14 protein-coding genes are annotated in these 20,193 nt (G+C 43.2%); 4 read left to right on the forward strand and 10 right to left on the reverse strand.

The features are described 5' to 3' along the window. Nucleotides 1–55 precede the first annotated feature (55 nt). On the reverse strand, nucleotides 56–3,577 hold the full coding sequence (locus M1L62_RS00900) for a SusC/RagA family TonB-linked outer membrane protein (RefSeq protein WP_254411116.1): 3,522 nt from the start codon (nucleotides 3,575–3,577) through the stop codon (nucleotides 56–58). 701 nt (nucleotides 3,578–4,278) lie between these two features. Between M1L62_RS00900 and M1L62_RS29830 the strand changes: the two genes are divergently transcribed. Both M1L62_RS29830 and M1L62_RS00905 read left to right on the forward strand, forming a co-directional pair. Then, on the forward strand, nucleotides 4,279–4,770 hold the full coding sequence (locus M1L62_RS29830; RefSeq protein WP_510185839.1) for a PH domain-containing protein: 492 nt from the start codon (nucleotides 4,279–4,281) through the stop codon (nucleotides 4,768–4,770). 254 nt (nucleotides 4,771–5,024) lie between these two features. Further along, entirely contained in the window at nucleotides 5,025–5,576 is a 552-nt protein-coding gene (locus M1L62_RS00905; protein ID WP_254411117.1) for a hypothetical protein, read from the forward strand. Between the two features lie 163 nt (nucleotides 5,577–5,739). On the opposite strand, the gene M1L62_RS00910 is transcribed toward M1L62_RS00905, so the two are convergent. The 6 genes from M1L62_RS00910 to M1L62_RS00935 form a co-directional block, all read right to left on the reverse strand. Further along, nucleotides 5,740–6,516 carry a ThuA domain-containing protein gene (locus M1L62_RS00910; RefSeq protein ID WP_254411118.1) on the reverse strand — a complete coding sequence of 259 codons (777 nt, stop codon included), beginning with the start codon at nucleotides 6,514–6,516 and terminating at the stop codon, nucleotides 5,740–5,742. A gap of 17 nt (nucleotides 6,517–6,533) precedes the next feature. Continuing rightward, nucleotides 6,534–7,703, reverse strand: a complete 1,170-nt coding sequence (locus M1L62_RS00915) for a glycoside hydrolase family 18 protein (RefSeq protein ID WP_254411119.1) — start codon at nucleotides 7,701–7,703, stop codon at nucleotides 6,534–6,536. 373 nt (nucleotides 7,704–8,076) lie between these two features. Next, nucleotides 8,077–8,970 carry a DUF1684 domain-containing protein gene (locus M1L62_RS00920; protein ID WP_254411120.1) on the reverse strand — a complete coding sequence of 298 codons (894 nt, stop codon included), beginning with the start codon at nucleotides 8,968–8,970 and terminating at the stop codon, nucleotides 8,077–8,079. A gap of 188 nt (nucleotides 8,971–9,158) precedes the next feature. Further along, nucleotides 9,159–10,001 (reverse strand): serine O-acetyltransferase, encoded by an 843-nt coding sequence (locus M1L62_RS00925; protein WP_254411121.1) that lies wholly within the window; start codon nucleotides 9,999–10,001, stop codon nucleotides 9,159–9,161. Between the two features lie 101 nt (nucleotides 10,002–10,102). Next, nucleotides 10,103–12,172, reverse strand: coding sequence for a family 2A encapsulin nanocompartment cargo protein cysteine desulfurase (locus tag M1L62_RS00930; protein WP_254411122.1), 2,070 nt, complete (start codon nucleotides 12,170–12,172; stop codon nucleotides 10,103–10,105). Further along, the gene (locus M1L62_RS00935; RefSeq protein WP_254411123.1) at nucleotides 12,156–13,076 is read right to left on the reverse strand and encodes a family 2A encapsulin nanocompartment shell protein; all 921 of its coding nucleotides are present in this window, start codon (nucleotides 13,074–13,076) and stop codon (nucleotides 12,156–12,158) included. The genes M1L62_RS00930 and M1L62_RS00935 overlap by 17 nt, the downstream gene beginning before the upstream one ends. 409 nt (nucleotides 13,077–13,485) lie before the next feature. On the opposite strand from M1L62_RS00935, the gene M1L62_RS00940 reads away from it, so the two are divergent. Further along, the gene (locus M1L62_RS00940; RefSeq protein ID WP_254411124.1) at nucleotides 13,486–13,914 is read left to right on the forward strand and encodes a transposase; all 429 of its coding nucleotides are present in this window, start codon (nucleotides 13,486–13,488) and stop codon (nucleotides 13,912–13,914) included. A gap of 128 nt (nucleotides 13,915–14,042) precedes the next feature. Here M1L62_RS00940 and M1L62_RS00945 read toward each other — a convergent pair whose 3' ends face one another. Both M1L62_RS00945 and M1L62_RS00950 read right to left on the reverse strand, forming a co-directional pair. After that, nucleotides 14,043–14,996: a cyanophycinase gene (locus tag M1L62_RS00945; protein WP_254411125.1), complete on the reverse strand. Its 954-nt coding sequence runs from the start codon at nucleotides 14,994–14,996 to the stop codon at nucleotides 14,043–14,045. Nucleotides 14,997–15,228: 232 nt separating this feature from the next. Further along, nucleotides 15,229–16,053 (reverse strand): DUF481 domain-containing protein, encoded by an 825-nt coding sequence (locus M1L62_RS00950; RefSeq protein ID WP_254411126.1) that lies wholly within the window; start codon nucleotides 16,051–16,053, stop codon nucleotides 15,229–15,231. A 205-nt stretch (nucleotides 16,054–16,258) separates the two neighbouring features. Here M1L62_RS00950 and M1L62_RS00955 point away from each other — a divergent pair, with 205 nt between their 5' ends. Beyond that, nucleotides 16,259–19,654: a DEAD/DEAH box helicase gene (locus M1L62_RS00955; RefSeq protein WP_254411127.1), complete on the forward strand. Its 3,396-nt coding sequence runs from the start codon at nucleotides 16,259–16,261 to the stop codon at nucleotides 19,652–19,654. A gap of 90 nt (nucleotides 19,655–19,744) precedes the next feature. On the opposite strand, the gene M1L62_RS00960 is transcribed toward M1L62_RS00955, so the two are convergent. Then, the gene (locus M1L62_RS00960; protein WP_254411128.1) at nucleotides 19,745–20,104 is read right to left on the reverse strand and encodes a winged helix-turn-helix transcriptional regulator; all 360 of its coding nucleotides are present in this window, start codon (nucleotides 20,102–20,104) and stop codon (nucleotides 19,745–19,747) included. Between the last annotated feature and the right edge of the window lie 89 nt (nucleotides 20,105–20,193).

Below are 20,193 nucleotides of genomic sequence, written 5' to 3' on the forward strand. Positions count from 1 at the left end.
TTCGATCAAAAAAATGGAGACTGAGATATCTTGAATGTTCGTTTAATTACCCGTACTAAAAGTTGCACGAGAATCCAATCGTGTAAGATCGTTGCGCCGGATATGCACCATAATCAATACCCTGCTGAAGAAGCGACTGATTAAACGAGCTCACTTCGGGATCAAAGCCCTTGTATTTGGTAAAAGTGGCGATGTTGGTTCCCGTCACAAACAAACGTGGATTTTGGATTACCCCGAGTTTGGGAAATGTGTACGAAAGCGTCAGCGTTTTCAGACGGATAAAACTGCCATCTTCGATCATCGTGGAATTGATATCAGGCGAGCTGAGTCCACGCTGCGTGCTCGGATACAGCGGATCATTGTGCTGATTGGATTCTGTCCAGCGTTTTTTATACCAGTCTTCTGATTGATTGAAAGCGATGCCCGAATAATTGACAATCCCGTTGTTTAGGTAAAACCGGGTAAGATTCAACACATCGTTGCCAACTGAACCCGTAAAAAATGCGTTCAGGGCAAACCCTTTCCAGGTAAAATCGTTCGTCCAGCCAAAAGTAAAATCAGGTGAAGATTTCCCCAGTACCTGACGGTCTTCGGCATCAATCCAGCCATTCCCGTTTTTATCGTCATATTTCCAGGTTCCGGGAATTTCCGTCGACAAACTTGAAATCGGATATTGCGGGACTCCTTCGGCATCAAAATCAGATTTTTGTGCCAGACCAACCACTTTATAACCAAAGAACCGACCGACTTCCTCTCCCGGCGTAAGGATTCCGGAAACACCGCCAAGCAAGTTCCCGTTGATCTGAACATAGTCAGGTGTTTTCTTATCTCCTAAATCAACCAGGGTATTGATGTTTCTGGAAATATTAAAACGTGTCGAAAACGATATATTTTTCTTTTTGATCAGATTGGCTTGCAATGTGAGCTCTACACCCCTATTTCGCATTGTCCCGTAGTTGTCAATAATGCTCGTTACACCCGACTGCGATGGCACCACACGGTATTGAAGCAGATCCATGGTGGTTTTGTTGTAATAATCAAAGCTGACGACAAGCCGGTCGTTTGCCGTATTAAAATCAAAACCGGCGTTAAACTGTCTTGTTCGCTCCCAGGAAAGGTTCGGGTTACCAATACTTGTCGGATAAAGACTGGTGGCAATGGTTCCTTCATTGCCCATTTCATAAAAGCCTGGCCAAAACTGGGCAAGTGAAGAATAAGGCCCGATCGCCTGACTTCCCGTTTCACCAAAAGAAGCCCTTAACTTGGTATTGGATATCGCCTTCACATTTTTCATGAAAGGCTCCTGATCCAGATTCCAGGCAAGGGCCACAGCTGGGAATAATCCATATTTTTTGTTTGCTGCAAAAGGCGACGCACCGTCCAGCCGGAGCGAGGTATTCAAAACATATCTTCCTTTGAAAGAGTAGTTGGCCCGGAAGAATCCGGACTGCAACCTGCGTCCTTCTTTGTAGGAACTGATGCTCTGATTATGGGCGCTTCCGATGTTATCGATACCAAAAAACGGGACATCATACCCCGAAGAAACAGTGTTCAAAAACTCAACAGTTTGGTCGTTATATTCTACACCCAGTGTGGTGTTCAGATAATGGTCTTTGTTAAGTGTTTGCTCGTAAAGGAAGTAGGCGTTTACGTTATAGCTGTACGTATTGGAAAGCGAATTACTCCCGCTTCCATTCACCACCCTGCCTTCGGCCGTGGTTGGCGGCATGAAAACATTCCGACGCGTGAGATTCTGATTGGTCCCCAGACTGACTACCAGTTGCAGCCCGTTGACGATTTCAAACCAGTTTTCGACATTGGCGATGATGTAATCGTTCTTGGAAATATCCGTTTTGGACTTTAACTCATTATATGGATTGGCAAAATACGTCCCGACAAAACCCGGAACCCCCAATGCGTTATTGCCCAGATAATTCAGATCCAGCAAAGGTGAGGCACGTAATCCATCCATCAAACCGCCCGAATTTGGCCAGGCGTGGCCGGTTGTGATCGCCCGGTTTGATTTCTGGCGCACCAGCGAAAGCTGTCCCTTCAGCGTATACCAGTTGGTAACTTCATTGTTGAGGTTAACACGCAAACTCGCCCTGTTGTTATCCGAGTTGATAATCGTTCCTTTTTCAGTTAAATAATTTCCCGAAACATAATAGGAAGATTTGGGACTGCCTCCCGATACGCTCAAAGTCACATCCTGCCGGAAACTTGGCTGGGTGATCGCATCAATCCAGTTGGTATTGGTAAAGGAGCTGTCCAGGTTTTTAAATGGCTCCGGGCGATCGGTAATCCGATAGGATTCATTGATCACTTCCGCGTACTGGCGCCCGTTCATCATTTTAATCGGTTTAGAGATCGAACCAAAGGATGTTTTATTGACCAGCTCCACCCTTCCGGCACCTCGTTTTCCTGCCTTTGTTGTGATCAAAACCACACCATTTGCACCTCTTGATCCATAGATGGCCGTCGCAGATGCATCCTTCAACACCTCCATACTTTCGATATCGTTGGGATTAATCCCGTACAACCCGTTTTGTGCATAAGCACCTGTAAAATTTGCACTCGCCTCCCGGTAAGGTGGCATCGGAAAGCCGTCAATGACGTACAAAGGCTCATTATTTCCGCTTAGCGAATTATTCCCCCGGATACGCACGACCGTCGAAGCTCCGGGCTCGCCGGAGGATTGCGTGACCTGCACACCGGTTGCACGGCCCTGTAAGGCCTGATCCAGCGTATTGACCACAGCACTTTTGATCTCCTGCGCCGCAACACGGGAGGTTGAGCTGGCAAGATCACGTTTACTTTGTGTACCGTAGCCCACCACGACAACTTCTTTCAGCGCTTTGGCCTCTGGATTAAGGGAAATATTAAAACTTGTCTGTCTTTTTACAAGGCGCTCCTGCGTTGTAAAACCCACATAACTAAACACAAGAATTGATTTTTCACCGGGGACTTTGATATCAAAAAGGCCATCCGGGCTCGTGACAGCCTGTATTTTGGTATTCTTCACCAACACACTCACGCCGGGCAGGCCCTCTCCTGCTTCATCCGTCACACGTCCTTTGACCGGACGAGCACCCGGCCCTGCCAATGAGTCGGAAGCCGTATTGACACCGGCTCTTTCAAAACCAGGATCCTTGATTTCTCCCGGAATAGAAAGGCTGTCAGACTGCTTTACCGGATTTTTCAGGGTATCTGCTTTACCGACAGACCTTGGCAGACTATCCGCCCCAGCCCCTGATTTGCCCGCGGTGTCTATTTTAGCAGCAGGCTTAACCAACGGGTCGAAATTTTGTCTTGAAGATGATACCGAGTCGGTTTTCTGAACAGGTTTGGAGAGCGTGTCCTGAACAGATTTTTTAGGGATTGAATCACTTTTAGGAGGGAGAGTCTTTGTCGAATCCTGTTTGGGGGCAGGTAAAGAATCAGGCTTGGCCGGTATTGCCTGGGCCGCCAGATATTGTGTACTGAAAACCAGAAAACAAAGGACCGGCAATACCTTTTTTAAGAATATGACCATGGGCGTAAGACCGCATGCATCATCACATCGTTGAGTTTTTTCCATAAGTAGCGGTGAGTAAATTTCTAACTGTTTGATTTATTTTTACATGCTGTCGACATTATTGAAAGTGAAAATTGATTCAGCTCATATTTCAGCTGGCTTATTAAAACTCTTTCGCTCAAATGAATTATGAAACCTGACGACTACTAAAACAAAAACCATACCGTTACCCAAACTCACGAATCGGGCACAAAAAAATGACTGTCGGGTCAACAGTCATTTTCAATAAATTTTTTAAACGAAACTAGTTAGCGCAACCCGTCATTTAATGCTGACACTATACAAGGCCGACCTTCCGGTTATGAATAGCATCTTATGGTCTCTGCCTCCAAAAGTAATGGTTGACGGCCGTTCCGTAACTTCAATTTCTCCAATTTGTTTTCCGTTTTGGTTGTAGATGTAAATCTTATGTTACAATTTTTTAATCGTATCAATTTTTATGACAATAGATATGACAAGGAAAACCTAAGGTCATAATTATGTCCAGAGCTTCCCTAGGAAATTTATTGAAAATCGCCCAGCTCTTTTGATCAAAAATAAATTTTTAATTCATTCTGCAAGCTTTATAAATGTTGTATGTTTATCAAAGTTACATATAGCTGAATTTATGCGCGCTTGGCACTGGGCCACGAGTTACAACAGATCAGTAAGGGATTAGGATTGTATACAAGTGCAATAAAAAATGGATGGCCAATAAGATAAATATGAAACTTAGCCAAAAATTTAGTAATCATTTCAAGCCATTGATTTTTCATCTCGTCGGGACTACAATAATGGTACTTTGTCTTGCATGTTTACATTTTCAAAAGGAGATGATTTTTGTTTTTGAAATTATTTGGATAATATACACTTTGCCTGTTTTGTATCTGCATTTGGAATACTACCTATGGAACTGGAATTTGCTCGTAGATATAAATGATGATTCAATCAAAATCACAAAAAATGGAAAGCAGAAAACTTATCCACTTGATAATCTGTCTAGGATATTGGTTTATAAGTCAGCTAGCTTGGATAACGGAGGAATTCAAATTTTACCACTGGAAAGCTACTTTTATGCCAAGATCCTAACCAAACATAATGAAGTAATTATCATTACGTGTTTGATCTGTCCCAATTTGGAAGATGTAATTATGAAATTAAATGGTATTCCCTACGAAAGAAAGAAAAAAATCTTTTGCTCCATTAACTCAATTTGATATTCAGGACGGCCCGGACTTTATGATGCAACTCTTATCTTTCTACACGCTTAGCTCTGGGACACGAGTGCAAATAAGGTCTATCAAACCTTTGGAGTGAAAGGGCAACTTCCACCTATAGTTCGGCATATTCTAAAGCATATGGATTTTCATCCCAGGTGAATAATAGCCGTCTTAATCTCTTTAAAGCAGGGGGATTGATACCTTATCCTTAAGGCTTGTCCATGGCGTAACTTTTCAAAACTCATACCAACATGGCTAAAATGATATTTTTCATTCTGTCTAGTATTTTTATTTATTCTTGTCGTAGTGACCCAAATAATAAAACTTATAGCGACTTTATTGCGGATGATTTCAATTTAGTCTTTGGGGAGCTCTATCTAAATGCTGAATATAATTTACGCAGTGACAGCTTAAAGGCCCGCCACACGGCGGACGTCTTTTATAAGGATACGATGTCTTTAAGTCAAATGGAAAAAGAGACAATTGCAGCCTTCTTTTACAAAAATAAAATTTACAATAACCCGATTTATGAAAATACAGAATGGATTAATATTATGGGAAGAAATTTTACTAGTCCAAATTTTGACGACGTAATCAGAATTTATCGCCAGAATAAGCTTATCGTTACTATCAATGTTAACAAGGACTATGAAAGCGAAGGTTTATTCCCAAATAAGGAAGAAATGGAAGTGGTCGAATTTCGGGATGTCGTCTGGAATATTCTAAGAAAACAAAACAAGTATAGAACTGTAATGGATTCACTTAAAGCAAAAAATAGGCAAAATCCTGTATTATTTATGTAGGGCTTCATTTCTAAGCCTAGTATTTCCTGATTCCGTAGTAGACTATTTGAGACCCTTCTGAGGCCAGGAGGTCAATTAACGAAGTTAATAATCACCCTTCCCAAGCGTTTTATCAAACAAAAACGAATTGCAAGAAGGGTGATGTATTGAAAACCGGGGCAGTCTACTTTTTCGCAGCCCAGAAAATAGCGTTTTTGAAAACCGTCTTGTACGCTTCGTTTTCAAAAAGATCCGGAGAATGTCCCATAAAAATATAGACGTTTTTGGCAGCAACCTTCGGGTTTGACCAAATTACCGGATGATCGCCCATCTTTATTTTAGAGTCAGGCTGATAGGTGGATTCGTCCACGCTGGCAATCACTTTTACATTGGGCCGCGGGTTTTTATCATAGATATACCACTCTTCGGTTTTGATGGTAAAAGCGGCTGGAACACCTTTCATAACCGGGTGTATTTTATCCTCCACGGTCACCTTTCCGGATGCAAAAGTCGGGATGTAGTTTTTATATCTGATGCCGCCCATAAACTCCGAAAACCAGTTCCACAGGGGATAACCGTCGAATTCTCCCAGTAAAGTTGCGTGGTGAAAACCGATCCAGCCACCTTTTCCCTCCTTAATGTACTTTTCAAAGGCTGCGCCCGCTGTCGGTGTCCAGGCATACGGCGGAAAGTCAAGCTGAATGAAAAGCTGGTACTGGCTTAAAAATGCGTCATTGATTTTGTCAGTGTTTTCAATGTAATCAATGGCAAAATTGTTTTCTGCCGCCAGCTTATCAAGCCATACCCTCGCAGCTTTTGAATACTGGATATGATGCCCTCCGTTTTCAGCGATGGCAATGACCTTAAAAGCTGGTTTTGTCTGCGCGAAAGCCGCCTGATTTAAAAGGATAGTCAATGCGACGACAACCGTAAAAGCCGCGGTTTTCACTAATACTTTCATGAAAAAGTCCGGTTAACTTATTTCAGCGATTTATTAATTTCATCCAGCAAATATCCTTTCGGATCCGAATTGTATTCCCAGAACATCACACCCGCCAGTTTATTAGCCAGCACATATTTACACTTTTCGTTCACCGATTTCTCGTCATCATAACCGATAAAAACTTTCGTCTTTTCATTATACAGATAAGGTGCTTTGGCTGCTTCGTCGCGGTATTCCTTGTAACCTTGCTTGTTTACCAGACTATCCTTGATATAGCCATAACCATCGATATACGCTTTGGCTACGGACACCTCCCCCAGAATGGTTTTAGAATCTTTACCCAAAGTAAACGAGCGGCCATAAAACGGAATGCCAAGCACAATCTTACTTGCCGGAACACCAGCGCCCAGATAAGCTTTCACCCCATTGTCAGCCGATTTTCTGGTTTTGAACTTATCGGTTGCATAAAGTCCGGCATGGTGCACAGTGGTGTCACCCGAGAAAAGATCGTAGGTCATCAGGTTCACAAAGTCGAGGTATTGCTGAGCCTTGCCCATTTCAGAATGCGGAATAAATTCTTCCCAACCTGCAACCGCTGTTGTCAGGAGTTTTTTCTGGCCATCTTCTTTTTCAAGAATATCCAGTTCTTTTCTGATCGCCTCAAACATCAGTGTGAAGTTTTCTTTATCCTCGGGACGGTAAACATTGCCTTCCTCACCCGGCATTGCAGGATATTCCCAGTCGATATCCACACCATCCAGTTTGTATTTTCTGATGATATCAACCGAGCTCTTCGCAAATTTAACCCGGGAACTGTCGGTCAGGACGGCGTCAGAAAAATTTTCGCTCCACGCCCATCCGCCAATCGAAATCAGAATTTTAAGATCTGGGTTAATCTTTTTAAGCAGGTTCAGTTTCCTGAAATTTGTCGAATCCGTTTTTTCATTGGTAAGAAAAGCTTTTCCGTCCTGCACATTTACAAAAGCGTAGTTGATGTGGGTAAGCTTATTGGCAGCAATTTCGTCGGTATTAACCAGACCGTGAAAACCGCCAACATAACCGATAATCACCGGCTTGGTCTCAGTCACCTCTGATTTTTCTTTCTCTTTACCGGCGCAGGAAACAAGCGATGAGCCAAGAGCGACACTCGCCAAAAGAGAAAATGCTGCCTTTTTGATTTTTGATCTTTGAAACAATGAAGTCATTTGATAAGGGTTGGTTTAGAAATTTAAACAACCGGATTTGTCAATTGCCGGTACACGCCAAATTTCTAACAAAATTCCCTTGAAATCTAATTTATCACCTGCACATGACTACTACATTGAGAGAATATCCGGGATGTAGGGAAATATTTTTTACTTCGGCGGTCAGCGGTCAATCGTCAGAATTAGCAAAAAAACAACGATCCACCCCAAACGTGTTTTTTCGAAATTAGCTCCAAGTATCCTCCACTTCGGCGATCAGCGGTCAATCGTCAGTATGGCAAAAAAACATGTTCCAGTCGCGAAATACTTTCCCGCAAGATCGATTACCGCAAAAAAAAGCCGGCTGCCGATTTCCGACAGCCGACCGCTGAAATTAATGATGTCCATAATTCTTCTCTCCGGCCGTGACTGCCAGAGCCAGCACGTTTTGTTTTGGAGGAAGCGGGCAAGTGGCGTAAGGTGTAAAAGCGCAGGGCGGGTTGATCGCTCTATTGAAATCCAGATCGGTGTAACCGTCCGCGTCGAGCTTTTTTGTATACAGGAAACGGCCTGAGCCATAGGTTTCTTTTTTGTTGGTATTATCTCCGAAAAGAATAAAAAAACCTTCGCCGGATTTAAGCGCATCCAGACGGTACTCTTTCCCTTTGATGTTGAAAACCAAAACGCCGGGTGAATCCTGATGGTCCAGTCTGCCCGTGATGTCAGTGATTGGAATTTTCCTTCCTTCTGTCGGTTCAAACTTGGCCTTCACCTTCCAGTCCTCAGAAACGGGATAGGTATCAATCCCCTTAAATTCTTTCAGATAAGGACTTTCAAGATCCTTTAAACGTACGGCAAATTTATCTCCGCGTTTGATGATAAACCATCTTAACGATTTATGTTTTAAAACGACCGGCTTCTCATTGGGAAAAATGGTCAGCTTGGTAATCAGCTGGTCATTATTGTAGATTTCAGCTTCCGGTTTTGCTTCCAGGGTGATCTGTCCGTTTTCCACAATAAAGGTTCCCAAATTCGCAGGACTTCTATCCGATGGAAATACTATTTTGTTTTTGCCGTCAGCGCCGAAAGAATTTCTGCCCTCTTCCAGCCAGAACAAACCAGCCAGGTTTAGCCAGCCATTTTCGGTCTTCAGGGATTCAACCCGTTGCTTGTGCCATTCTTTGATCTCACTTTCATAAGTACTGTCATTAACAAAACCAAGCGAGGCGACGCCAAGCAGCAACGTTCCAAAAAACCTTGCGGTACGGATTTTAAAATTAGTGTTCATAGTAAGGAGCGAAAATATTTTTTGACAATAAAACCAACAGCTACCGGCAACCGGGACTACCGAAACACCTAACGTTGCGGAATCTGCTTATAAAATTACTATATAAATTACATAGAGTATATATAGAATTTAAGCAAATCGCATACTTTACCACAAGTGATAAAGTAGATAAACTGCGAAAAAGTGGGTTACAAGCTATTGGTGTTACTTTCTGCGACCACTTCGCGTGGCGTGATCCGCAATTGGTGCGTATTGAAAACCTGTGAATAAGGCTCAATACTTTTGGTCAAAAATACGCTTCCGCCGATGATACTGTTTCTGCCGATGACCGTATCTCCACCCAAAATTGTTGTACGGGCGTAGATAATCACGTTATCTTCCACAGTCGGATGTCTTTTAATATCAGCAAGATCTTTGGCAACCTGTAAGGCGCCCAGGGTCACGCCCTGATAAATACTTACGTTTTTACCAATAACAGTTGTTTCACCGATCACGATTCCGGTGCCATGATCGATCATAAACGGAACACCGATCAAAGCATTCGGGTGAATGTCCACGCCTGTTTTTCCGTGGGCATACTCGCTGACAATTCTTGGTAAAACCGGTATTTTCAGTTGGGTAAGTTTATTGGCAATGCGGTAAACTGTGATTGCATAAAACCCAGGGTAAGAAACAATTACCTCATTCACACTGGTGGCAGCCGGATCGTATTCGTAGATTTTGCTGGCATCAAGCCGTAAATCCTGATAAATGCCTTCCAATGCATTGTAAAACTCACTGACCACGCCTACAATATCCAACCCGGATGGTTCCAGGTAACTCAGCAAAATATTTTCAAGATCAATCTGATTTTTCTTCAAAATCCCCTCATAGGATGATTTCTTGGGCAAATGATTACTTGGGAACAAAAACTGAACAAGGTCATTGAGCCATGAAATTGCGTCATGAGACGATGGCGTTGCCTCCCACTCTGCATGGTGGGTTTTGCGCAGCAGGTTAATTAACGACTGAGTGTTTGTTATTTTGTTCATCGATCATGGTGAAAAGACAACCGGCTGTCTGTTAAAATTAAGAAAAACAATGAACAGCCAGCCGGTTATCTTCGGTAATTTATCCTGAATTTTTCGATCTTTTATCTGCGTGCGCCACGAAGACGGTAAAGTGTTTCCACCAGTACGTCTACGTCCGAGCAGGTATTGTAAAACGCCAGAGAAGGACGAACCGTGGTTTCAACACCAAATCGTCTCAAAATCGGCTGTGCACAATGATGCCCGGAGCGTACGGCAATGCCCTGCTGATTTAACGCTGCACCTACCTCTTCTGTTTTATAACCTTCAAAAACAAATGAAAGAACCGATGCTTTATCGGGCGCTGTACCGATCAGGCGCAGGCCGGGAATGTCCTTCATCAGATTGGTTGCATAAACCAGAAGATAATGCTCATACTGATGGATCACATCGATGCCGATCTTGTTAACGTAATCGATCGCTGCACCCAGACCTACCGCATCTGCAATATTACCTGTTCCTGCTTCAAACCGATTAGGCGCGTCATGAAATTTGGTATGCTCAAAAGTCACATCCTGGATCATGTTTCCTCCGCCCTGCCATGGCTGGGTTTCATTTAACAGATCCTCTTTTCCATAAAGTACGCCTATACCCGTTGGCCCGAAAACCTTATGACCTGAAAAAACAAACCAGTCACAGTTCAGGGCACGAACGTCCGAACGCAAATGTGAAACAGATTGCGCACCGTCTACAAGTACCTTAGCTCCGGCTGAATGCGCCATCTCGACAATCCGTTTTGCAGGCGTTACCGTACCGAGCGCATTGGATACCTGCGTAAACGAAACGAGTTTTGTTCTTGGATTTAACAGTTTGGCGTATTCATCCAGCAAAACCTGCCCGTCGTCATCCACAGGGATAACGCGGAGTTTTAATCCTTTTTTTGCAGCAAGTTGTTGCCAGGGAACAATGTTGGCATGGTGTTCCAGATTGCTGACAATGATCTCATCTCCCGCGGTCAGGTTTTGTTCTCCCCAGGTTTTTGCCACAAGATTAATCGCCTCGGTAGCCCCGCGCACGAAAATGATCTCATTTACAGAACCCGCATTTAGAAAAACCTGAACCTTCTGGCGCGCACTTTCGTAAGCATCCGTTGCGCGGGCGGCAAGTTCATGCGCTGCACGGTGGATATTGGAATTTTCGTGCTCGTAAAAATAAGTAATCCTATCAATCACTTGTTTTGGCTTTTGCGTAGTCGCCGCATTATCCAGCCAAATCAGCGGTTTGCCATTTACTCTTTCCTGCAAAATCGGAAAATCCCTTTTAATCAGGTTCACATCAAACGGAGCGGCACCCGCACCGTTTTGGATATGTGGAAAAGATTTTCCGGCAAGCTGTGAGCCATGATTGTTATTTGAAGCAAACGGATCATTTCCCTGGAAACCTGCCCCGGATAAAAAGTAATACTGAGAACCACCCAGCCCCGGATTTGCCGGAAGCTGTGGTGTACTTTGAAAAGTATTCAGTGATGTCCAGAGATTGTGTACATCCGGCTCAAAGGCAGTTTCGGCAGAAAAAGGATAAGCATTCGTCGATCCGTTTTGAATAACAGACGGAGAAATACCGCTTCCAGCCACCGAGTGAGGCACGTGCCCCAGTCCGTTTGAGGCAGGAGCCTTGGGAACGCCTACATGCGGATCGTGAAAACTTGTCTGCGGATCGCTCAGATTTACAGCATTACCATGCTGCACAGCCGAGGGGGAAACACCGCTTCCGGCAACCGAGGGTGACGCATGTGTCAGTCCCGGCTGATCCGTTTGTGTTGTAATCTGATCGGGCCTGCCGGTTTGCAGGCTACTCAGATTTACCTCACTTACCTTTTCAGCACCCGACGGCGATACCCCAAACCCCGAAACCGGTGTGCTTTGGACAGGGAAATGCGGGTCCGGCAGACTCGTCTGCGGATCACTCACATTAAACCCGTCACCTTTGCTAAACAATGAAGGAAGTCTGTCATGAACCAGGTTCAATGATTTTTCCAACCTTGGATGGTCAGCCAGATCGGGAGAAAAATTGGCTTTCGGAACCTCATTGGGCATCAACGAGAAAAGCTCATTAGCGAGTTTTTCAAGTTCTGCCACATCAGGCAATCCCGAAATATTTCCGTCAGCGGGAAATTGATTAATATTTATACTCATGATAGTTTCCTATTTCTACGTCTTCAAGTACCGCAATCGCATCATCCACCAATACCGCCAGTGAGCAATACAGCGATACAAGATAAGATGCAATGGCTTTGTCATTAATACCCATGAAACGTACTGATAAGCCCGGAGACTGCTCTCCCGGCAAGCCTGGCTGATACAGACCTACCACGCCCTGACGGCTTTCGCCGGTACGCAGAAGTAAGATCTTGGTCTTGCCATTTTCAATCGGCAATTTATCAGAAGGGAAAAGCGGAATACCTCTCCATGTGATGAACTGCGATCCGAAAAGTGAAACTGTTGGAGGTGGTACACCTTTGCGCGTACACTCACGGCCGAAAGCAGCAATGGCCTTAGGATGCAATAAAAAGAAACCAGGTTCTTTCCACACTTTGGCGATCAACTCATCAAGATCGTCAGGAGTCGGTGCTCCGTTGCGTGTAGAAATACGCTGTGACGGAGCTATGCTCGCCAAAAGACCGTATTCTTCGTTATTGATAAGCTCACTTTCCTGGCGCTCTTTAATACTTTCGATCGTCAGACGAAGCTGCTCACTAATCTGGTTGTAAGGTTTGCTGTAAAGATCAGAAACGCGGGTATGCACATCTAAAACCGTATTGACCGCATTCAGATTGTACTCACGCGGGTTTTCAACGTAATCGATAAAAGTATGCGGAAGCTCACGCTCATCACGGCCCGAACAGTCAACTTCGGCCACGCTGCCTTCTTTTACTTTATTGAGACGGTAAACGCCGGACTCAACAGGAATCCAGTTTAATAAATGAGTCAGCCAACGCGGGGTAATGGACACCATCTGAGGGACGGTACGCGTTGCGATGGCTAACTGCCTGGCCGCTACGTCACCAAGTGCAGTCTGCTTTTCGTTTAATTTTGGCATTTGCTTATTTGTTAATTTAACAGATTATAAACTCCATAATTCGAAACGGCTGTAATCTAAGTTGTTAGAAACCGTAATGCAAACATACAGGAATCCATTTTTAGCTATCGGCTAAAACAGGGAGTCTACCACAGCGTGTCTTCAGGCACTTGGCCCGAAAAGGCTGCAATCCAAATAATTCTGACACTCAGCGACAGAGGTTTACTAAAACAGAAATTTTATTTTGTAATTTAACATAAATAAGAGAGAAAATTCTTCGCAAAGTCCTATGGTTTTAATAGATTTTATGGATTTGTCAATCGGATACTGTACCACAAAAATTATTTATATACTAATTCGATAGACTTTATATTTTTATTAAAATAAGTATGTAAATTTGGCACATAGTGGAATTCAGAACTTATAAATTATGCTTTCAAAAGACCTTATCGATGCTTATAAGAATGAAGATTTAGCCGCCGAAGCGTTTAAAGAATATCGCCTTAGAAAGGGTATCGCCTGCAAAAAGTGTGGCTGTAATGACCATTACTGGTTATCGTCCAAGCAGCAGTTTCAGTGTAAGAAATGCAGGTTTCGCACCACGCTGCAAAGCGGCACGCTATTGGAAGGAAGCAAATTACCGGTTTCCTATTTTTTTATTGCCCTGCATTTATTGATAAAAAAGGGAAACGATCTTAAAATCGAAGAATTCCAGGAGCAAACCGGGCATAAATACAGCGAACCGCTTTATGACTTTCTGAGAAAAATAAAATTTTACCTGAAAAACAATGATCAAAACTCTATACTAATTGACTTCCTGGAAGTAGTGAACGGAAATTTTATTGTGAAGGAACATTAACATGGCGGTCGGTTATCGGTGGTCGGCTTTCAGACTTTTTTCGCAATCAATCGTTTTGAAAATATAAAGAGCCGTCATCCTGATTTGGTTGACGGCTCTTTGGGATACCTTAAATTCCTGTATGATTGTCAATCCTTTTTAGCAGGTTCTTCCAATACCTTTCGCTCTTTCAGATCATATTTTTGTCCCTGCTTCAAAAAGAAAAATGGTCCCTGATAATTTGTTTCCGGGCCGTTGCCATCAGAAAAACGTCTTTCTCTTTTCGAGACGATTGTATTGTGATCATAAACGGCGACATAAGATCTGCCAATAACCTCAAATACATCTTTTTGTACGACAATTGCTGTGGCTTCATCCAGCCCGATACCGATAAGCTCGGGCGACTGACGGATAAACTCAATCAGATCAAACTGACGGTTTCGGCGGAGCAGGTGCTGATCAATGGCCGAGTTTTTAAGAAATCCCAGTCCCTGGGTATGATCGCCCACCAGGATATGCGCGCCTTTCGTGTCGCCTCTCCATAAAAACGAGCCCTGAATACTGGCTCCTGCAGAGGTTCCCGATATCACGCCTCCCCTTTCCAGCACCTGCTGAAAAGCCTTGTGCGTTAAGGTGTTCAGATATGAGTCGGCAATTCTCCACTGCCTTCCTCCTACAAAATAAATCCCGGTAGCCTCCTTGATCGGTGCTGCAAATTTCTCGCTATTGGCTTCGGTCAGACTATTGGTATGCAGCATGGTAACGTTTTTGATGCCTGTTTCCCGCTTAACAAGCTCTACACCATCGGTTTTGTAAGCAGCAGAATCACCCGCAGCAGCCGTGATGACCACAATCCTTGCTTTTTCTTTTCCGCCAGCCAGTTCAACAAACTTATTCCAGATTTCCGGCGTGGCACCACCGCCTCCAATAATAATCAACGATCCTTTATCAGGTCCATGCCTGGTCGGGGTTTCACTGATGGTGATCGGTGTCTGGGAAAAAGCCCTGACCCCAAACAAAAACAACGATGCGGCAAAAATTGCAGTGAGTTTAAGACATGACCCGTCAACACACGCGAAAACAAGAATCCTGATACTTTTCATTTGAAGCAAATTGAGTATAAAACATGTATTGCATGGTGGTCTCACAGTGAAAATACATCATGAATACTTGTTTACTCAATATCCGCAGCGATTCTTTTTTATTTTATATTATTTCCTATTTAACTGAAATAAAACTAATTATCGACGATAAGTTCCTGATAATAACCCACCCCTTTACCTATATACGCACTCTTAATCTGATGTAGATAGCGGCATAAAAAATCCAACCGACTTACTGCCTGTTTCCAATTGAAACACCAAACGTTAACCTTGAATCATCTCTTTTTCTGGATGCTTCCACAACGCTCTCGTAGGAATTTTCATAACTCGTTCTTAAAACAACCCATTTGTTGACCGGAAATTCCAGCGATATGACTGTATTCCAGCGGAAGTTTGAAAAATCAGTAATGGCAGGCTGCACAAAAGTAATGTGATTGATCCGGAACCGGTCTTTTGCGAAGGAGTGTTTTCCCTTTACCCGGAATGAATTTCGCTGAACGCTTTTTGTGGGCAGCTCTCTGAAATTGGTCGATTCATGAACAATGGCATTGGTAAGCAGCAAACGGTTTTTACTGGTACTGACAACCCGGTAACCGATCCCGGCACCCGCCATGGCCCGAAGGGTAATACCTCTCAAATTGCTTGTCTCCAAAGTCCCCAGACCAAAAACATAGGTTTTTCTTTTCTTGAAAACATCGATAAATAAATCCACATAAGAATCCCGCTCTGCCAGAATCCCGTTTTGCTTTCCATAGGTAAATCTCGGATTGGTCGCAATGGAGATCACCGGGCCTGTCAGGATGACTTCCGCGCGCAGAACCATCAGACTGCGGTTCACATTACCGCGGGTAAAATTTCCATCCCCGATAAATCGGTAACTCAGCGTATCAAGTTTGAAAACCGAAGGCGTTACCAGCGTATCAGGCGGAAAAGTGGTGATCGAATCTGCCGCAGGAACCGAAGAACTATCAATTTGCTGAGCATAAGTATGCTGACAAAGAGCAAAAAATATAAATGTTAACGACTTAAAAAAGAGCTTAAAAAATGATTTCTTCATAACAAGTTTTACTGTAATACCACGCCAAAAACTCAGCTTCATCCCCTATTTAACAATTTTAGAAGTTGTTTATTGTCGTGACTCCAACTGAAAATTTCGCAGGACTGCAAGCGGCAACCATGCTGATAATTCCTTCAAATAAACTTAATTTCACATATTGGAACCAAGCTTCCAGACATATTTAATCCCAGGAATATCTATAAGAATGCTGAAAAAACCAGGTATTAGCGAGCGGATCAGCGAGTTAAAATTTCACCGAAACGATTATATTTTTGAAAACTTTAACGTTTCAGCGTTAAATCACGCCTTCATTTTAAATTACACTTCCTCGCTGACTGAAACCAGCAGACGGGGATTTTTTGATATTCAACCCAAGGTTATCGAGGTCAATTTCGGCACCTTCACAATCCCATCCGTAGCGATGGACCTGGTGGTGTCCGTCAAACAAAGTGAACACTCCCTGACGCTGTCGTGTCCGTGCAGCGCCGAAAAAAAAACACCGTGTGAACATCAGGTTCAGGTTTTGTATAATGTCATGGACAGAAAAGACCTGCGGGTTTTCTTCGATGACAAACTCCGTTTTTCGCAGATAAAACTCGTTGCCATTGATTATGGTCTTGACAATGAAAGTGATCTGGACGATTACTTCTATCTTGAACATACCAACAACAAGGCCTTTGAAATCAAACCGAAGTTAAAGCACCTTTTTGCCGTCAATGACGCGACCAAGACTTATTTAAAGGAAAATCTGGTTCCGAAGCAAAATCCGCTTTTACCAAAAACTGCTGCTTCAAAGGATGTTTCGAAAATGATCATCGTTTTCGGGCAGCATAAATATTATGATCATTTTTACGTCGAGCTTTTTGATGCACAAACCACCCGCGATGGAAAAATAAAAAACCCGCTGAGCTCCGTTAATCCACTGGATTTTATCTGGAAACTCGACAACGCGGAAGAGCTTAAATTTTATACGGGTATCTCAAAATTCCAGAATCAGTACCGGTCAGGAAAGTCGGATTCCGATATTGATGGCTTGAAATCACTCGTAAAAAATCCGCTCAAACTCGATGTGTTTTACCACGACACCAAGGTTGCCGAAAGCATTTCAGCCGCCTCGCTGGTGCCCGTCATTATCCGGACCTTGCCCATTGATCTGACTTTACTTGTTGATGTAAAAGACAAATTCCATGAAGTTTCCGGTCAGCTTATTGTCGATGGAAAGCCATTTGCACTTGAAATCCTGAACATCAGATACAATTATTTTGTGATGATCAATGATACCATGCACCTGATCGAAAATCCGGACGTGCTGCGTGTGATTGATTTTTTCAAACAAAACAATAACAAAATTCTGGTTCATGGCAGCAAGTTTGAAGAATTTCAACGGACAATTCTTTCAAAGGTTGAAGACAAGATTCGTGTTACTTATGCATATCTGAGGCCTGCAACACAGGTTCAACTGAAAGAAAATGGCTTTGAAAGAGAAAATGCGCAGATCATTTACCTTTCGGATCTGGACAATTATATTTTGATAACGCCGGTGATGCGTTACGGAAACATCGAAATTCCGGTGCTATCCAAAAAGCAGATTTATTCCACGGACAGCAAGGGAAGGCCTTTCACTGTCAAGCGTGACGATGATCTGGAAGTACAGTTCACGGCAACTTTGCTCAGGCAGCATCCCGATTTTTATGACCAGCTCGGTACGGATCATTTTTATCTGAGCAAGGAAAGATTTCTGGACGAAGGCTGGTTTCTGGATGCCTTTGAAGAGTGGCGCAATCAGAACATTACCGTACTTGGCTTCAATGAATTAACAAACAATAAGTTAAACCCCAATAAAGCAACGGTTTCGGTCACAATCAATAGCGGAACCGACTGGTTTAATACCAGTATCCAGGTCAAGTTTGGTAAGGAAACTGTTACGCTAAAGCATCTTCATAAATCGATCCGAAATAAAAGCAAGTTTGTACAGCTGGGCGATGGCACTGAGGGAATTTTACCGGAAGAATGGATTGTAAAATTTGCCAAATATTTTGAGTCCGGAGAAATAGCCGGAGAGCAGATCAGAATACCCAAGGTTAATTTCTCGGGCGTTCTGGAATTATATGAGGATGAGCTGCTTAGTCAGCCCGTCAAAAATGAGTTATTACTTTACAAATCAAAATTCGAAGATTTCGAGTCCATTAAACCAGTTGAAGTTCCCCAGGCACTGAACGCTTCGCTTCGCGGCTATCAGAAGGAAGGTCTGAACTGGCTTAATTTTCTGGACGAATTTGGTTTCGGAGGCTGCCTGGCCGACGATATGGGTCTTGGAAAAACGATCCAGGTGATTGCCTTTATTCTCTCGCAAAGAGACAAGGGCCATCAAAACACCAACCTGATTATCGTACCTACATCACTGATTTTCAACTGGCAGGCCGAGGTGGAAAAATTTGCGCCATCCATTAAAATCCATACGGTTTACGGGTCAAACCGGGTTAAGGATCATAACGAATTTGATCAGTATGAGGTCATCCTTACTTCTTATGGCACGCTGCTATCGGATGTGAAATTTTTGAAGGAATACCGTTTCAACTACATTTTCCTGGACGAATCCCAGGCTATAAAAAATCCGGAATCACAGCGGTACAAAGCCGCCCGTTTGCTTCATTCCAGAAACAAAATTGTACTGACGGGTACGCCGATTGAAAACAATACCTTCGATCTGTACGGTCAACTCTCGTTTGCCTGTCCGGGTCTGCTGGGAAGTAAAATCCAGTTTAAAAACCATTACGCGATCCCTATTGACCGCTTTGAAGACAGCAAACGGGCAAGGGAATTACAGAAAAAGGTGAATCCGTTTATCCTTAGAAGAACCAAACAGCAGGTCGCTACCGAGCTGCCGGATAAAACGGAAATGGTCCTGTATTGTGAAATGGGTGCCGAGCAGCGCAAAGTATACGATTCCTATTCAAACGAATTCAGGAATTTCCTGCTTACCAAAAAAGAAGGAGATCTGGCGCGCGACAGCATGAATATTCTGGCTGGCCTTACCAAGCTGCGGCAGATCTGCAACTCGCCCTCGCTAATCAACGATCAGGAATATTATGGAGATTCTTCGGCTAAAATCGAAGTATTGATCGAACAGATTGAAACCAAGGCACCGCAGCACAAAATCCTTGTTTTCTCACAGTTTGTAACGATGCTCGATCTGGTCAAGAAAGAATTACTTGCAAGAAATATCCCCTTCGAATACCTGACCGGACAAACAAGAAACCGCGCAGAAAAAGTAGAATCGTTTCAAAACAATGCCGATATCCGTGTCTTTTTGATCAGTTTGAAAGCAGGAGGTGTAGGGCTTAACCTGACCGAAGCAGACTACGTTTACTTAATTGATCCGTGGTGGAATCCGGCCGTTGAAAACCAGGCTATTGACAGAAGTTACCGGATCGGGCAGAAGAAAAATGTGGTTGCGGTGCGTTTGATCTGTCCGGATACGATTGAGGAAAAGATCATGAAAATGCAGGATTTGAAAAGAGATTTGGCGGCAGATCTGGTAAAAACAGATACTTCGATTTTAAAATCACTTTCAAAAGGTGATTTGATTGGATTACTCTAAGAATGTAGCTCTCACATAACTTTCAATAGAAAATAAACCGGCATTCAGGCCGGCCTAACCAAAAATTTATTGGTTCATAGATATTCTGGCTTAACCCACACTCCCGATAATTTCCTTTCGGTGTTGAATCCCCCAATCAGTCAGGTTGTTGATGATGGTCTGCAGCGTTTTGCCATGTTTGGTCAGCTCATACTGAACAGTCACAGGATGCGTATCTAAAACTGTCCGTTTGACCAGTTTATTTATTTCCAGTTCCTTTAATTCCTTGCTCAGCATTTTATTGGAAATACCGACTACATCATTCAAAATGTCAGAAAATCTTCTCTTGTTATAATGACAGATCGATGAGATGATATAGATTTTCCATTTTCCGCTCAGCACATCCATCGCATCATGGATAGCCATCATTTCCTTTTTGCGGTCTACCTGAAAGTCTTTTTTGCACTCCATAAGTTACTTTGTTACCCCGATGTTACTGTTACTTTTAGATACAAAGTTACTAAAACATACAAACATAATCTAACTTTGCAGCTCAATAT

Source organism: Dyadobacter diqingensis, from assembly GCF_024220585.1.
GTDB classification, from domain to species: domain Bacteria; phylum Bacteroidota; class Bacteroidia; order Cytophagales; family Spirosomataceae; genus Dyadobacter; species Dyadobacter diqingensis.

Coding starts and splice junctions, on each gene's coding strand:
- M1L62_RS00900 (WP_254411116.1), bottom strand. CDS start 3,577: ATGGAAAAAACTCAACGATGTGATGATGCATGCGGTCTTACGCCCATG.
- M1L62_RS29830 (WP_510185839.1), top strand. CDS start 4,279: ATGAAACTTAGCCAAAAATTTAGTAATCATTTCAAGCCATTGATTTTT.
- M1L62_RS00905 (WP_254411117.1), top strand. CDS start 5,025: ATGGCTAAAATGATATTTTTCATTCTGTCTAGTATTTTTATTTATTCT.
- M1L62_RS00910 (WP_254411118.1), bottom strand. CDS start 6,516: ATGAAAGTATTAGTGAAAACCGCGGCTTTTACGGTTGTCGTCGCATTG.
- M1L62_RS00915 (WP_254411119.1), bottom strand. CDS start 7,703: ATGACTTCATTGTTTCAAAGATCAAAAATCAAAAAGGCAGCATTTTCT.
- M1L62_RS00920 (WP_254411120.1), bottom strand. CDS start 8,970: ATGAACACTAATTTTAAAATCCGTACCGCAAGGTTTTTTGGAACGTTG.
- M1L62_RS00925 (WP_254411121.1), bottom strand. CDS start 10,001: ATGAACAAAATAACAAACACTCAGTCGTTAATTAACCTGCTGCGCAAA.
- M1L62_RS00930 (WP_254411122.1), bottom strand. CDS start 12,172: ATGAGTATAAATATTAATCAATTTCCCGCTGACGGAAATATTTCGGGA.
- M1L62_RS00935 (WP_254411123.1), bottom strand. CDS start 13,076: ATGCCAAAATTAAACGAAAAGCAGACTGCACTTGGTGACGTAGCGGCC.
- M1L62_RS00940 (WP_254411124.1), top strand. CDS start 13,486: ATGCTTTCAAAAGACCTTATCGATGCTTATAAGAATGAAGATTTAGCC.
- M1L62_RS00945 (WP_254411125.1), bottom strand. CDS start 14,996: ATGAAAAGTATCAGGATTCTTGTTTTCGCGTGTGTTGACGGGTCATGT.
- M1L62_RS00950 (WP_254411126.1), bottom strand. CDS start 16,053: ATGAAGAAATCATTTTTTAAGCTCTTTTTTAAGTCGTTAACATTTATA.
- M1L62_RS00955 (WP_254411127.1), top strand. CDS start 16,259: ATGCTGAAAAAACCAGGTATTAGCGAGCGGATCAGCGAGTTAAAATTT.
- M1L62_RS00960 (WP_254411128.1), bottom strand. CDS start 20,104: ATGGAGTGCAAAAAAGACTTTCAGGTAGACCGCAAAAAGGAAATGATG.